This window comes from Pseudomonas sp. CBS, from assembly GCF_024734645.1.
Classification (GTDB): Bacteria; Pseudomonadota; Gammaproteobacteria; order Pseudomonadales; family Pseudomonadaceae; genus Aquipseudomonas.
Genome location: NZ_CP102929.1, coordinates 4507847 through 4524804 on the forward strand (window position 1 = coordinate 4507847; position 16958 = coordinate 4524804).

Below are 16958 nucleotides of genomic sequence, written 5' to 3' on the forward strand. Positions count from 1 at the left end.
GGTGCAATCGTCCCACAGAGCCAGTGACGAGCCACTAATGGACATCGGCCGCCCGGTTGGGCGGCCGATGAACGCAGGCTTAGGCGGTGTGATCGATCTTGATGGTCGGGTCGGCACCACTGATCAGCGAGTTGATGCTGGTGTGAGACCAGTCGTTGCCTTCCAGCTTGATGGTGACATCCGCGTTCGCCAGGCCGCCGGCCTTGTTCAGGTTACCTTCGGTACTGACTTGCAGTGTCGAGACGCCTTCCACCGTGGTGATCTTGAGGTAGTTGTCGATGGTGCTGTCGCTCTCACCTTTCAACAAGTCCCGCAGGTCAATCCGGTCACCGTCCGCGGCCTTGAAGTCCTTGATCACGTCGTTGCCCAAGTCGCCAGCCTTCCACACGAACAAATCAGCACCGGAACCACCCACCAGAATGTCGTTGCCCTGCCCGCCGATCAACGTGTCGTTGCCGGTACCGCCCAGCAGGATATCGTTGCCCTTGCCGCCATCGAGGTAGTCGTTGCCGCCCTGACCGAACAGGATGTCGTCGCCGTTGCCGCCCAGCAGCGTGTCGTTCCCGTCCTTGGCGCCGGACACATCAAAGTCGGCGTAGTGTTCGGTCACGTACTGATGCACGTTCGACGTGGTGACGGCCGTGACGGCCACCCCGGTTTTCTGTGCGACGAAGGCCTGCAGCGCGTTGTAGCCCTCGCCGGTGACCCCACTGAAGCTCACCAGGTCACCGAAGATGATGTCATTGCCATCGCCGCCGTTAATGGTGTCAGAGCCCGGCAAGGTCGCCTCGGTGTGGCCCAGGATAGCGTTGGCCAAGTCCTTCGGATCGATGTTGCTCTGTGGCTTGCCGTCCGAGTCGTACGGTTTGAGGTCGTTGAGGCTGACCCCGCTGTTGATACCAATGGCCTCCACGCTGGACAAGCCGCTGAGCAATGCAAACCCGCTGCCGGCATTGCTGGTCGTCGCAGAGCTGGTGCTGCTACCGCTGCCGTCCAGGTACGAGACCTCATAGGTGCCGTCGCCTTGCGCATGCACGGTGCCGATGACGCCGCTGTCGTACCAGCTGCCGTTCCAGTTCTGCATCCACTTGTGAACCTGACCGGCGCTGTCGATCAGTTGCAGCTTGCTGCTGCCGACGGTGATCGAGAACGCGTTGCCCAACTGATAGTTGTTGGTGTTGATGTAGTCATCCAGCCGGCCATCGGTGGTGTAGTAGTTGTAGAAGTCGGCGACCACCGGGTTGGTCTGCTCGCCGTTCTGGAAGTACGTCGGCTGGCCATCAGTGATGAAGTAAGTCAGGTTGGTCGCGCCGGTATTACCGGTCGCCAGGTTGCTCTGGAAGAAGTTGGCGGTGGCCTTGAACACGTCTTCATAGTTGGTGCCGCCACCGGAGACCATCGAATCCAGCACGCCCTTGAGTATCGCCAGCGCATTTGGATCGTTCAGGTTAATCGCCACCGATTTATTGACCTGGGTATCGAAGTCCGCCACGAAGATATTCACGGTGCCCGATGTGTTGGCGCCGAGGCTGTTTTTCAGTGAGCTGAACACCGAGGTCAGCGACGCCTTGGCCGCGTTGACCGAGTCGGTGCTCATGCTGCCGGAGCTGTCGACCATGAACGCGATGTTGTAGTTCTTGCCTTGCACCACGTTCAGGCCACCGATGTCCGCGACCACAATGTCATTGGCATCGGTGCCGGTGATGTTGTCGCTGCCCGACGTCGCGGTGATCGAGTTGTAGTTCGCCGGGTAAACCGTGACCGGCAACTGCGCGGTGGTAACGGCCGAGCCGCCCAGGCTTTCAGTCGAGGTCGAGGTCACCGTCAGGTTGAACTGGCCGCTGTAGTAGGTCGGTGGCTTGATGGTCAGGGTGCTCAAGTCCCAGCCCGTTACGTTCACTTCACCGGTGCTCGCGCCGGCGCTATAGGTATGCCCGGCACCATCGGTGAGTACCGAACCTGCCGGGATCCCGCTGATCTTCACGCTCAGGCTCTCCGAACCGTCAGTATCGGTCAGGCTGGTGGTGACCTTGGACAGGTGCACCGAGCCATTCTCCAGGCCTTCGTTGAGCTTGTAGCCGGTGTAGTAACCGTCGCCGTTGCTGCCATGCAGGTCGGACACGGTCACGCCGGCATTGATCAGGTCGCTGACGCCGGTGTAGAGCGGTATGCCGCTGGTGTTCAGGGGCTGGACCGCACCGTTGCCGATTTGCACGTTGACGTTATAGCTGCCAGGTCCGGACTGGTTGGCGTGGTAGATCTCGATGCTGTAGTAGCCGCTGACGGTCGGGGTGATCGAACCGCTGAACTTGCCGCTGTTGGTACCCCACAGCGCGCTCGCTACGTCTTTGCCGCCAACGTTGATCACCAGGCTGTCATCGCCGGTGCCGCTGAAGGTGTAGCTCTTCCCGGCTTCCATGTAGATCAGGCCGGAAGTCTTGGAGCCAGAGCCCCCCGCAACGTTCGTTTCAGACACGACAGTGGTCACGGTGGTGCTGGTGTTCGGCGTGCCGGCGTTATCAATCGCGTTTTTCAGGTCTGCCGGTGCAGCGCCGTTGCCGTTGGTGCCCAGGTTCGCAATGCTGTTCCAGCTTTGCTTGGTCAGGCCTACGGAATTCACGGTGTTATCCGCGACCGTCAGGTTCGGCGCGTCCGCCACTGGGGTGATATCGACTTTCACCGTCGCGGCAGTGCCCAGATCCTTGCCATCGGTTGGCTGGAACTTGAACTGCGCATAGTCGGCCTGTTTATTGCCAATACCAGTACCGCCGTAACCATCGGTTCCGGACTCGTTGGCATTGGGCGTAAAGCGCAATTGACCGGCGTCGATCTGGGCCTTGGTAAAGGTCTGGCCGCTGGTCACGTTGGACCAGGTCACCCCGTCCGCTGCCAGGAACTGCAATTTACCGGCAACCGGCAACTCGGTGATTTTCACCCCGAGGCTCGCTTGTGGCGAGTCGACGTCAGTCACGCCGAAGTTCGACCAGGCCAGGGCCAGCGGCGTGTCTTCGGTACCCGTGACGGCGCTGCCGGTAGCGACCGGCGCATCGTTGACGGCCACCACGTTGACGGTGGCAGTGGCAACGTTGGAGTAGTTACCGCCATCGGTCACCGTCACGGTAATGATCCGCGGCGTGGTGCTCGGGTCATGGCTGTTGTTGGTGAACGTGATGTTCTGGATCCGCGTCATGTAATCGGCCAGCGTCGCGGTGCCCGACAGCGTCAGGGTGATGGTGCCCGTCTGGTTGTTGGAGTTGATCGTGATGCCGTTGACGCTATTGCCCAGGTTCAACGCGTCGCCCACTTGCGCGTTGGTCAGGGTAACGGTGGCGCCGGTCAGCATGGTGCTGTCCGGGTCGGTGATCTTGATGTCGGTGTCAGCAATCGACACACCCGGCCCGGTGGTGCCTTCGGTGAACGTCACCTTGTAATCCGCACCGGTGGCGCCGCTGGAATTGTTGGCGTCCAGGTCGATGACCGGCGGGGCGTCGTTATCGATGATATTGGTGCTGATGCTGCCATTGGTGCCGCTGATCGCCAGCTTCTCGAAGTTGCCACCGGAGGTCTTGTCGATGGTGATCACCAGCGTTTCGGTAGGTTCGGTCAGCTTGTCGTCAAGGGTGTTCACGTTGAAGGTTGCACTGCTGGCGCCAGCCGGGATCTTCACGGTGTAGACGCCGTTGAAGTCCGAACCGTCGGTGGCCGTGCCGCTGTATTTCAGCGTGACGGTCACGTCAGTGGCCGCAGGGTTACTCAGCGTGAGGGTGTAGTGGGCTGTCTGGCCCTCATTCACTGAAGCATCGCCAGTGATGCTGATCGTGGTGGTGTCGATCGAGTCGGTGATGGTGGTGACCGCTGGATGGCTGTTATCCGGAACCAGCTTCTCGAAGTTGCCGCCAGTGGCTGTGGTGATGGTCGTGCTGACGGTGGAGCCGTTGTTGTAGACGTCGTTAGCCGGAGTCTGGAAGACCACGGTGCCGGTGGTTTTACCGGAATCGATAGTGATCACCTGGCCGTTGGACAGGGTCACGGTCACCGGGGCGTGAGCGACGTTGCTCAAGGTCGCGGTGTAGGTGATCTGGCCGCCTTCAGTGATCGCGGTGTTGGCCGTCGACAGGGTAACGGTGGTGGTGTCGATCGAATCCGAAATGACAGTGGTCGGCGGATTGGTGTTATCCGGGACCAGTTTCTCGAAGTTGCCGCCAGTGGCCGTCGTAATAGTGGTGCTGACGGTGGAACCGTTGTTGTAGACGTCGTTGGCTGGTGTCTGGAAGACCACAGTGCCGGTGGTTTTACCGGAATCGATAGTGATCACCTGGCCGTTGGACAGGGTCACGGTCACCGGGGCGTGAGCGACGTTGCTCAAGGTCGCGGTGTAGGTGATCTGGCCGCCTTCAGTAATGGCGGTGTCAGTGGTGCTCAACTTAACGGTCGTGGTGTCGATCGAGTCGGTGATGGTGGTGACAGCTGGGTGGCTGTTATCCGGGACCAGTTTCTCGAAGTTGCCGCCAGTGGCTGTGGTGATCGTCGTGCTGACGGTGGAGCCGTTGTTGTAGACGTCGTTAGCCGGAGTCTGGAAGACCACGGTGCCGGTGGTTTTGCCGGAATCGATAGTGATCACCTGGCCGTTGGACAAGGTCACGGTGACCGGGGCGTGAGCGACGTTGCTCAAGGTCGCGGTGTAGGTGATCTGGCCGCCTTCAGTGATCGCGGTGTTGGCCGTCGACAGCGTCACGGTGGTGGTGTCGATCGAATCCGAAATGACAGTGGTCGGCGGGTTGGTGTTATCCGGGACCAGTTTCTCGAAGTTGCCGCCAGTGGCCGTCGTAATAGTGGTGCTGACGGTGGAACCGTTGTTGTAGACGTCGTTGGCTGGTGTCTGGAAGACCACGGTACCGGTGGTTTTACCGGAGTCGATAGTGATCACCTGGCCGTTGGACAAGGTCACGGTCACCGGGGCGTGAGCGACGTTGCTCAAGGTCGCGGTGTAGGTGATCTGGCCGCCTTCGGTGATGGCGGTGTCGGTGGTGCTCAACTTAACGGTCGTGGTGTCGATCGAGTCGGTGATGGTGGTGACAGCTGGGTGGCTGTTATCCGGAACCAGCTTCTCGAAGTTACCGCCAGTGGCTGTGGTGATAGTCGTGCTGACGGTGGAGCCGTTGTTGTAAACGTCGTTAGCCGGAGTCTGGAAGACCACGGTGCCGGTGGTTTTACCGGCATCAATGGTGATCACCTGGCCGTTGGACAAGGTCACGGTGACCGGCGCATGCGCTTCGCTCGAAAGCGTGGCGGTGTAGGTGATCTGACCGCCTTCGGTAATGGCGGTGTCGGTGGTGCTCAACTTAACGGTCGTGGTGTCGATCGAGTCGGTGATGGTGGTGACAGCTGGGTGGCTGTTATCCGGAACCAGCTTCTCGAAGTTGCCGCCAGTGGCCGTCGTAATGGTGGTGCTGACGGTGGAACCGTTGTTGTAAACGTCGTTTGCTGGCGTTTGGAAAACCACAGTGCCGGTGGTTTTGCCGGAATCAATGGTGATCACCTGGCCGTTGGACAGGGTCACTGTGACCGGCGCATGCGCTTCATTCGAAAGCGTGGCGGTGTAGGTGATCTGACCGCCTTCAGTAATGGCGGTGTCAGTGGTGCTCAACTTAACGGTCGTGGTGTCGATCGAGTCGGTGATGGTGGTCACCGCTGGATGGCTGTTATCCGGAACCAATTTTTCGAAGTTGCCGCCAGTAGCCGTCGTAATGGTGGTGCTGACGGTGGAACCGTTGTTGTAAACGTCGTTGGCCGGCGTTTGGAAAACCACAGTGCCGGTGGTTTTGCCGGAATCAATGGTAATCACCTGGCCGTTGGACAAGGTCACGGTGACCGGGGCGTGAGCGACGTTGGTCAACGTCGCGGTGTACGTGATCTGCCCACCTTCGGTGATCGCAGTGTCGTTTGTCGACAGCGTCACGGTGGTGGTATCGATCGAGTCGGTAATCGTGGTGGTCGGCGGATTAGTGTTATCCGGGACCAGCTTCTCGAAGTTGCCACCCGTTGCGGTGGTGATGGTCGTGCTGACCGTCGAACCGTTGTTGTAAACGTCGTTGGCGGGCGTTTGGAAGACTACGGTACCGGTGGTTTTGCCCGTGTCGATGGTAATGACCTGGCCGTTGGACAGCGTCACGGTCACCGGCGCATGCGCTTCATTCGAAAGCGTGGCGGTGTAGGTGATCTGACCGCCTTCAGTAATGGCGGTGTCAGTGGTGCTCAACTTAACGGTCGTGGTGTCGATCGAGTCGGTGATGGTGGTCACCGCTGGATGGCTGTTATCCGGAACCAATTTTTCGAAGTTACCGCCAGTAGCCGTCGTAATGGTGGTGCTGACGGTGGAACCGTTGTTGTAAACGTCGTTGGCCGGCGTTTGGAAAACCACAGTGCCGGTGGTTTTGCCGGAATCAATGGTAATCACCTGGCCGTTGGACAAAGTCACTGTGACCGGGGCGTGAGCGACGTTGCTCAAGGTCGCGGTGTACGTGATCTGCCCACCTTCGGTGATCGCAGTGTCGTTTGTCGACAGCGTCACGGTGGTGGTATCGATCGAGTCGGTAATCGTGGTGGTCGGCGGATTAGTGTTATCCGGGACCAGCTTCTCGAAGTTGCCACCCGTTGCGGTGGTGATGGTCGTGCTGACCGTCGAACCGTTGTTGTAAACGTCGTTGGCGGGCGTTTGGAAGACTACGGTACCGGTGGTTTTGCCCGTGTCGATGGTAATGACCTGGCCGTTGGACAGCGTCACGGTCACCGGCGCGTGCGCTTCGTTCGAAAGCGTGGCGGTGTAGGTGATCTGACCGCCTTCGGTAATGGCGGTGTCGGTGGTGCTCAACTTAACGGTCGTGGTGTCGATCGAGTCGGTGATGGTGGTCACCGCTGGATGGCTGTTATCCGGAACCAGCTTCTCGAAGTTGCCGCCAGTAGCGGTGCTGATGGTGGTACTGACCGTCGATCCGTTGTTGTAAACATCGTTGGCTGGTGTTTGGAAGACCACGGTACCGGTGGTTTTGCCTGCGTCGATGGTGATGACCTGTCCGTTAGACAGAGTCACGGTTACCGGCGCGTGAGCTTCGTTGCTCAAGGTCGCGGTGTAGGTGATCTGGCCGCCTTCGGTGATCGCGGTATCGGTGGTCGACAGCGTCACAGTAGTGGTGTCGATCGAATCCGAAATGATGGTGGTCGGCGGATTAGTGTTATCCGGGACCAACTTCTCGAAGTTGCCGCCAGTAGCGGTGGTGATCGTGGTGCTGACGGTCGAACCGTTGTTGTAGACGTCGTTGACCGGAGTCTGGAAAACCACAGTGCCGGTGGTTTTACCTGCATCAATGGTAATGACCTGGCCGTTAGACAGCGTCACGGTGACCGGGGCGTGAGCTTCGTTGCTCAAGGTCGCGGTGTAGGTGATCTGGCCGCCTTCGGTAATCGCAGTGTCTTTGGTCGACAATGTCACCGTAGTGGTGTCGATCGAATCCGAAATGATGGTGGCCGGCGGGTTGGTGTTGTCCGGAACCAGCTTCTCGAAGTTGCCGCCAGTCGCGGCTGTGATCGTGGTGCTAACGGTCGAACCGTTGTTGTAAACGTCGTTGACTGGTGTCTGGAAAACCACAGTGCCGGTGGTTTTACCAGCATCAATGGTGATCACCTGTCCGTTGGACAGGGTCACGCTCACCGGCGCATGCGCTTCATTCGAAAGCGTTGCCGTGTACGTGATTTGGCCACCTTCGGTGATCGCAGTGTCAGTGGTCGACAGCGTCACAGTGGTGGTGTCGATCGAGTCCGAAATGACGGTGGTCGGCGGATTGGTGTTGTCCGGAACCAGCTTCTCGAAGTTACCGCCAGTAGCCGTCGTAATGGTTGTGCTAACGGTGGAACCGTTGTTGTAGACATCGTTGACGGGGGTTTGGAAAACCACGGTACCGGTGTTTTTACCGGCATCGATGGTAATCACCTGGCCGTTGGACAGAGTCACGGTCACTGGCGCATGAGCTTCATTGCTCAAGGTCGCGGTGTAGGTAATCTGACCGCCTTCAGTGATCGCAGTGTCGTTGGTCGACAACGTCACGGTGGTGGTATCGATCGAATCCGAAATGACGGTAGTCGGCGGATTGGTGTTATCCGGAACCAACTTCTCAAAGTTGCCGCCAGTAGCCGCAGTAATCGTGGTGCTAACGGTCGAGCCGTTGTTGTAGACGTCGTTGACCGGTGTCTGGAAGACCACGGTGCCCGTGGTTTTACCAGCATCGATGGTGATCACCTGGCCGTTGGACAGGGTCACGGTCACTGGCGCGTGAGCCTCGTTGCTCAAGGTCGCGGTATAGGTGATCTGACCGCCTTCGGTAATAGCGGTGTCATTAGTCGACAGCGTTACCGTCGTGGTGTCGATCGAATCCGAAATGACAGTGGTCGGCGGATTCGTATTGTCCGGAACCAACTTCTCAAAATTACCGCCAGTAGCCGTCGTAATCGTGGTGCTAACGGTAGAACCGTTGTTGTAGACGTCATTGACCGGGGTTTGGAAAACCACGGTACCGGTGGTTTTACCGGCATCGATGGTGATCACCTGGCCGTTGGACAGGGTCACGGTCACTGGCGCGTGAGCCTCGTTGCTCAAGGTCGCGGTATAGGTGATCTGACCGCCTTCGGTGATCGCCGTGTCGTTAGTCGACAAGGTCACGGTGGTGGTGTCGATCGAGTCGGTAATCGTGGTGGTCGGCGGATTTGTATTGTCCGGAACCAACTTCTCGAAGTTGCCGCCAGTGGCCGCCGTAATCGTGGTGCTAACGGTGGAACCGTTGTTGTAGACGTCGTTGACCGGAGTCTGGAAAACCACGGTACCCGTGGTTTTACCGGAGTCGATAGTGATCACCTGGCCGTTGGACAGAGTCACGGTCACCGGCGCCTGCGCTTCATTCGAAAGCGTGGCGGTGTAAGTGATCTGACCGCCTTCGGTAATGGCAGTGTCGCCGGTCGACAACGTCACCGTGGTGGTGTCGATCGAGTCCGAAATCACAGTGGTCGGCGGATTAGTGTTATCCGGGACCAACTTCTCGAAATTGCCGCCAGTCGCGGTGGTGATGGTGGTGCTAACGGTCGAACCGTTGTTGTAGACGTCATTCACCGGCGTTTGGAAAACCACGGTGCCCGTGGTTTTACCCGCATCAATGGTGATCACCTGGCCGTTAGACAGCGTCACGGTCACCGGCGCCTGCGCTTCATTCGAAAGCGTGGCGGTGTAAGTGATCTGACCGCCTTCGGTGATGGCAGTGTCAGTGGTCGACAGTGTCACGGTGGTGGTATCGATCGAATCCGAAATGACGGTGGTTGGCGGATTTGTATTGTCCGGAACCAACTTCTCGAAATTGCCGCCAGTCGCGGTGGTAATGGTGGTGCTAACAGTGGAACCGTTGTTGTAGACGTCATTGACCGGAGTCTGGAAAACCACGGTACCCGTGGTTTTGCCTGCGTCGATAGTGATCACCTGGCCGTTGGACAGGGTCACGGTCACCGGCGCGTGAGCTTCGTTGCTCAAGGTCGCGGTGTAGGTAATCTGCCCGCCTTCGGTAATCGCAGTGTCGCCGGTCGACAGCGTCACGGTGGTGGTGTCGATCGAGTCCGAAATCACAGTGGTCGGAGGATTTGTATTGTCCGGAACCAGTTTCTCGAAGTTGCCGCCAGTGGCGGTGGTGATCGTGGTACTAACGGTCGAACCGTTGTTGTAGACGTCATTGACCGGCGTTTGGAAAACCACGGTGCCCGTGGTTTTGCCTGCGTCGATGGTGATCACCTGACCGTTAGACAGGGTCACGGTCACCGGCGCCTGCGCTTCATTCGAAAGCGTGGCGGTGTAGGTGATCTGCCCACCTTCGGTGATGGCAGTGTCGGTGGTCGACAGCGTCACGGTTGTGGTGTCGATCGAATCCGAAATGACGGTGGTCGGCGGATTGGTGTTATCCGGAACTAGCTTCTCGAAATTACCGCCAGTAGCGGTGGTGATGGTGGTGCTAACGGTCGAACCGTTGTTGTAAACGTCGTTAACCGGTGTTTGGAAAACCACAGTGCCGGTAGTTTTGCCGGCATCAATGGTGATCACCTGGCCGTTAGACAGCGTCACGGTCACCGGCGCTTGAGCTTCGTTGCTCAAGGTCGCGGTGTAGGTAATCTGCCCACCTTCGGTAATGGCGGTGTCAGTGGTCGACAGCGTTACGGTGGTGGTGTCGATCGAATCCGAAATCACAGTGGTCGGCGGATTTGTATTGTCCGGAACTAACTTCTCAAAGTTGCCGCCAGTAGCCGCTGTAATCGTGGTGCTAACGGTGGAACCGTTGTTGTAAACGTCATTGACCGGAGTCTGGAAAACCACGGTGCCCGTGGTTTTGCCTGCATCAATGGTGATCACCTGGCCGTTAGACAGCGTCACGGTCACCGGCGCCTGCGCTTCATTCGAAAGCGTGGCGGTGTAAGTGATCTGACCGCCTTCGGTGATGGCGGTGTCAGTGGTCGACAGCGTCACGGTGGTGGTGTCGATCGAGTCCGAAATGACGGTGGTCGGCGGATTGGTGTTGTCCGGAACCAACTTCTCAAAGTTACCGCCAGTGGCGGTGGTAATGGTGGTGCTAACGGTGGAACCGTTGTTGTAGACGTCATTGACCGGAGTCTGGAAAACCACGGTACCCGTGGTTTTGCCGGCATCAATGGTGATCACCTGGCCGTTAGACAGTGTCACGGTCACCGGCGCGTGAGCTTCGTTGCTCAAGGTCGCGGTGTAGGTGATCTGACCGCCTTCGGTAATGGCAGTGTCAGTGGTCGACAGCGTCACGGTGGTGGTGTCGATCGAATCCGAAATGACGGTGGTCGGTGGATTGGTGTTGTCCGGAACCAACTTCTCAAAGTTGCCGCCAGTGGCCGTGCTGATGGTGGTGCTAACGGTGGAACCGTTGTTGTAGACGTCGTTGACCGGAGTCTGGAAAACCACGGTGCCCGTGGTTTTGCCTGCATCAATGGTGATCACCTGACCGTTAGACAGGGTCACGGTCACCGGCGCTTGAGCTTCGTTGCTCAAGGTCGCGGTGTAGGTGATCTGACCGCCTTCGGTAATGGCAGTGTCAGTGGTCGACAGCGTCACGGTGGTGGTGTCGATCGAATCCGAAATGACGGTGGTCGGCGGATTGGTGTTGTCCGGAACTAGCTTCTCGAAATTACCGCCAGTAGCGGTGGTGATGGTGGTGCTAACGGTCGAACCGTTGTTGTAAACGTCGTTAACCGGTGTTTGGAAAACCACAGTGCCGGTAGTTTTGCCGGCATCAATGGTGATCACCTGGCCGTTAGACAGCGTCACGGTCACCGGCGCTTGAGCTTCGTTGCTCAAGGTCGCGGTGTAGGTAATCTGCCCACCTTCGGTAATGGCGGTGTCAGTGGTCGACAGCGTTACGGTGGTGGTGTCGATCGAATCCGAAATCACAGTGGTCGGCGGATTTGTATTGTCCGGAACTAACTTCTCAAAGTTGCCGCCAGTAGCCGCTGTAATCGTGGTGCTAACGGTGGAACCGTTGTTGTAAACGTCATTGACCGGAGTCTGGAAAACCACGGTGCCCGTGGTTTTGCCTGCATCAATGGTGATCACCTGACCGTTAGATAGGGTCACGGTCACCGGCGCCTGCGCTTCATTCGAAAGCGTGGCGGTGTAAGTGATCTGACCGCCTTCGGTGATGGCGGTGTCAGTGGTCGACAGCGTCACGGTGGTGGTGTCGATCGAGTCCGAAATGACGGTGGTCGGCGGATTGGTGTTGTCCGGAACCAACTTCTCAAAGTTACCGCCAGTGGCGGTGGTAATGGTGGTGCTAACGGTGGAACCGTTGTTGTAGACGTCATTGACCGGAGTCTGGAAAACCACGGTACCCGTGGTTTTGCCGGCATCAATGGTGATCACCTGGCCGTTAGACAGTGTCACGGTCACCGGCGCTTGAGCTTCGTTGCTCAAGGTCGCGGTGTAGGTGATCTGACCGCCTTCGGTAATGGCAGTGTCAGTGGTCGACAGCGTCACGGTGGTGGTGTCGATCGAATCCGAAATGACGGTGGTCGGTGGATTGGTGTTGTCCGGAACCAACTTCTCAAAGTTGCCGCCAGTGGCCGTGCTGATGGTGGTGCTAACGGTGGAACCGTTGTTGTAGACGTCGTTGACCGGAGTCTGGAAAACCACGGTGCCCGTGGTTTTGCCTGCATCAATGGTGATCACCTGACCGTTAGATAGGGTCACGGTCACCGGCGCTTGAGCTTCGTTGCTCAAGGTCGCGGTGTAGGTGATCTGACCGCCTTCGGTAATGGCAGTGTCAGTGGTCGACAGCGTCACGGTGGTGGTGTCGATCGAATCCGAAATGACGGTGGTCGGCGGATTGGTGTTGTCCGGAACCAACTTCTCAAAGTTACCGCCAGTGGCGGTGGTAATGGTGGTGCTAACGGTGGAACCGTTGTTGTAAACGTCGTTAACCGGTGTTTGGAAAACCACGGTACCCGTGGTTTTGCCTGCGTCGATAGTGATCACCTGGCCGTTAGACAGGGTCACGGTCACCGGCGCTTGAGCTTCGTTGCTCAAGGTTGCGGTGTAGGTGATCTGACCGCCTTCAGTGATTGCGGTATCGGTGGTCGACAGCGTCACCGTAGTGGTGTCGATCGAATCCGAAATGACGGTGGTCGGCGGATTGGTGTTGTCCGGAACCAACTTCTCGAAGTTACCGCCAGTGGCGGTGGTGATCGTGGTACTAACGGTGGAACCGTTGTTGTAGACGTCATTCACCGGCGTTTGGAAAACCACGGTGCCCGTGGTTTTACCCGCATCAATGGTGATCACCTGGCCGTTGGACAGGGTCACGGTCACCGGCGCTTGAGCTTCGTTGCTCAAGGTCGCGGTGTAGGTAATCTGACCGCCTTCGGTAATCGCAGTGTCGTCGGTCGACAGCGTCACGGTGGTGGTGTCGATCGAGTCCGAAATCACAGTGGTCGGAGGATTTGTATTGTCCGGAACCAACTTCTCGAAATTGCCGCCAGTGGCGGTGGTGATCGTGGTGCTAACGGTCGAACCGTTGTTGTAGACATCGTTGACGGGGGTTTGGAAAACCACGGTGCCCGTGGTTTTACCCGCATCAATGGTAATAACTTGGCCGTTAGACAGGGTCACGGTTACCGGCGCTTGAGCTTCGTTGCTCAAGGTCGCGGTGTAGGTGATCTGACCGCCTTCGGTAATGGCGGTGTCAGTGGTCGACAGCGTCACAGTGGTGGTGTCGATCGAATCCGAAATCACAGTGGTCGGCGGATTAGTGTTGTCCGGAGCCAGCTTCTCGAAGTTGCCGCCAGTGGCGGTGGTGATCGTGGTACTAACGGTCGAACCGTTGTTGTAAACGTCGTTAACCGGTGTTTGGAAAACCACAGTGCCGGTAGTTTTGCCGGCATCAATGGTGATCACCTGACCGTTAGATAGGGTCACGGTCACCGGCGCCTGCGCTTCATTCGAAAGCGTGGCGGTGTAAGTGATCTGACCGCCTTCGGTGATGGCGGTGTCAGTGGTCGACAGCGTCACGGTGGTGGTGTCGATCGAATCCGAAATGACGGTGGTTGGCGGATTGGTGTTGTCCGGAACCAACTTCTCGAAGTTACCGCCAGTGGCGGTGGTGATCGTGGTACTAACGGTGGAACCGTTGTTGTAAACGTCGTTAACCGGTGTTTGGAAAACCACAGTGCCCGTGGTTTTACCGGCATCAATGGTGATGACCTGGCCGTTAGACAGCGTCACGGTCACCGGCGCCTGCGCTTCATTCGAAAGCGTGGCGGTGTAAGTGATCTGACCGCCTTCGGTGATGGCGGTATCGGTGGTCGACAGCGTCACAGTGGTGGTGTCGATCGAATCCGAAATGACGGTGGTTGGCGGATTGGTGTTGTCCGGAACCAGTTTCTCGAAGTTGCCGCCAGTGGCGGTGGTGATCGTGGTGCTAACGGTCGAACCGTTGTTGTAGACGTCATTGACCGGAGTCTGGAAAACCACGGTACCCGTGGTTTTGCCTGCGTCGATAGTGATCACCTGGCCGTTGGACAGGGTCACGGTCACCGGCGCTTGAGCTTCGTTGCTCAAGGTCGCGGTGTAGGTAATCTGACCGCCTTCGGTAATCGCAGTGTCGTCGGTCGACAGCGTCACGGTGGTGGTGTCGATCGAGTCCGAAATCACAGTGGTCGGAGGATTTGTATTGTCCGGAACCAACTTCTCGAAATTGCCGCCAGTAGCCGTCGTAATGGTGGTGCTAACAGTGGAACCGTTGTTGTAAACGTCGTTAACCGGTGTTTGGAAAACCACAGTGCCGGTAGTTTTGCCTGCATCAATGGTGATCACCTGACCGTTAGATAGGGTCACGGTCACCGGCGCTTGAGCTTCATTCGAAAGCGTGGCGGTGTAAGTGATCTGACCGCCTTCGGTAATGGCAGTGTCGTCGGTCGACAACGTCACCGTCGTGGTATCGATCGAATCCGAAATAACGGTGGTCGGCGGATTAGTGTTATCCGGAACCAGCTTCTCGAAATTACCGCCAGTCGCGGTGGTAATCGTGGTGCTAACGGTGGAACCGTTGTTGTAAACGTCATTGACCGGAGTCTGGAAAACCACGGTGCCGGTGGTTTTGCCTGCATCAATGGTGATCACCTGACCGTTAGACAGCGTCACAGTCACCGGCGCCTGCGCTTCATTCGAGAGCGTGGCGGTGTAAGTGATCTGGCCACCTTCAGTGATCGCGGTGTCGTTAGTCGACAACGTCACCGTCGTGGTATCAACCGAGTCGGTGATCGTCGTCACCGCTGGCGTAGTGCTCGGCACCAGGTTCTCAAAATTACCGCCAGTAGCCGCGGTAATGGTGGTGCTAACCGTCGAACCATTGTTGTAAACATCATTGGCTGGCGTATCGACGACAACCGTCCCCGTGGACTTTCCGGCTTCAATGGTAATCACCGAGCCATTGCTCAAAGTGACGGTCACCGGCGTCTGCGCGGGGTTAGTCAGGGTAGCGGTGTAAGTAATCTGACCGCCTTCGGTCACGCTTTCGCCCGCCGTCAGGGAGACGGTGGTGTTGTCGATCGAATCGGTAATGGTGGTAACCGCTGGCGTAGTCGCCGGCACCAGGTTCTCGAAGTTACCGCCGGTAGCCCCGGTAATCGTAGTGCTGATGGTTGAACCGTTGTTGTAAACATCGTTGGCTGGCGTATCGACGACAACCGTCCCCGTGGACTTCCCAGCTTCAATGGTAATCACCGAGCCATTGCTCAAAGTGACAGTCACCGGTGTCTGTGCTGGGTTGGTCAAGGTAGCGGTGTAAGTAACCTGACCGCCTTCGGTGACGGTATTACCGGCCGTCAGCGTGACCGTAGTGGTGTCGACCGAATCGGTAATGGTGGTAACCGCTGGCGTAGTCGCCGGCACCAGGTTCTCGAAGTTACCGCCGGTAGCCCCGGTAATCGTGGTGCTGATGGTTGAACCGTTGTTGTAAACATCGTTGGCTGGCGTATCGACGACAACCGTCCCCGTAGACTTCCCGGCTTCAATGGTAATCACCGAGCCATTGCTCAAAGTGACGGTCACCGGCGTCTGCGCGGGGTTGGTCAGGGTCGCGGTGTAAGTAATCTGACCGCCTTCGGTGACGGTATTACCGGCCGTCAGCGTGACCGTAGTGGTATCGATCGAATCGGTAATGGTGGTAACCGCTGGCGTAGTCGCCGGTACCAGGTTCTCGAAGTTACCGCCGGTAGCCCCGGTAATCGTGGTGCTGATGGTTGAACCGTTGTTGTAAACATCGTTGGCTGGCGTATCGACGACAACCGTCCCCGTAGACTTCCCGGCTTCAATGGTAATCACCGAGCCATTGCTCAAAGTGACAGTCACCGGTGTCTGCGCGGGGTTGGTCAGGGTCGCGGTGTAAGTGATCTGACCGCCTTCGGTCACGGTATTACCGGCCGTCAGCGTGACAGTGGTGGTGTCGACGGTGTCGGTGATTTGGGTCACCGCCGGCGCTGGGTCGGTGGTCAGCACCAGGTTGTTGCCACCGGTGGTGCCGGTGACGGTGACGTTGATCTGGCTTGCATCGATGTACGGGGTGTCGTTGGGGGCCAGGGGCACGTTCACGGTGCCCGTCAATTGGCCGGCCGGGATGGTGATCACCGCGCCATTGGACAGGGTGATGCTCAGGTCGCTGGTGGGCGCCTGCGTCACCGTGGCGGTGTAGGTCAGCACGCCGCCCGCTTCGGTGATGGTCGGGGTCGCGCCCAGGGTCAGGGTGGAGGCTTGCAGCACCAGGCCGCCCGCGTCGTTCGCCTGTCCGCCAGTATTCTGGGTCAGGGCCGAGGTGGTCACACCCAGGCCGGCTGTTGGGAAGCCAATGGTCGGCGCGACGCTGGCCGCCGTTGCATCCAGCACCACGAAACTATGGCCGCCACCCGCTGCGCCTGTGCCCGCCGCAGTCGGCCCTGCTGCGGTAGCTTCCAGGTCGGTGGTCGGGTCGGCGCCGGCAGCGATGGCTTGCTGCAGCTCGGCAACCGACGGCGCGGCCTGGGCAGTGGCTTGGGCCAGGTCGAGGCTGGAGTCCGGCGTGTCGGCGCTCCACTGGGTTTCACGGCCCAGGTCCAGTGTGCGGCCGTCGGCCAGTTCCAGGCTAACGGCGCCCGAGAGGCCGGTGTCTACCTGATCCCCTGCGAACAGTCGGTCGCCTTCGACAAGTACACGTCTGACTCCTTCTGGAGAAATGACGAAAACTTGGCCAACAATGCTTTTGACGATGGCAACAACACTGCTCATTGAAGATTTCTCCGGCGATCCGTTCGGGTAACTTCCATAGACCTGAGCACTAGTTAGCGTCAGTTTGGAGGTGTTAGGACTTTTGACAGGTGATTCGTCA

The 16958-nt window shown here is 58.2% G+C and carries 1 protein-coding gene; it reads right to left on the minus strand.

The annotated features are described in order from the left end of the window. Positions 1-79: 79 nt before the first annotated feature. Positions 80-16858: a retention module-containing protein gene (locus tag NVB75_RS20745; RefSeq protein WP_258343064.1), complete on the minus strand. Its 16779-nt coding sequence runs from the start codon at positions 16856-16858 to the stop codon at positions 80-82. Positions 16859-16958: the final 100 nt, after the last annotated feature.

Bases quoted from the DNA above. Each gene is read 5' to 3' on its own strand.
- NVB75_RS20745 (WP_258343064.1), bottom strand. From the start codon at position 16,858: ATGAGCAGTGTTGTTGCCATCGTCAAAAGCATTGTTGGCCAAGTTTTC.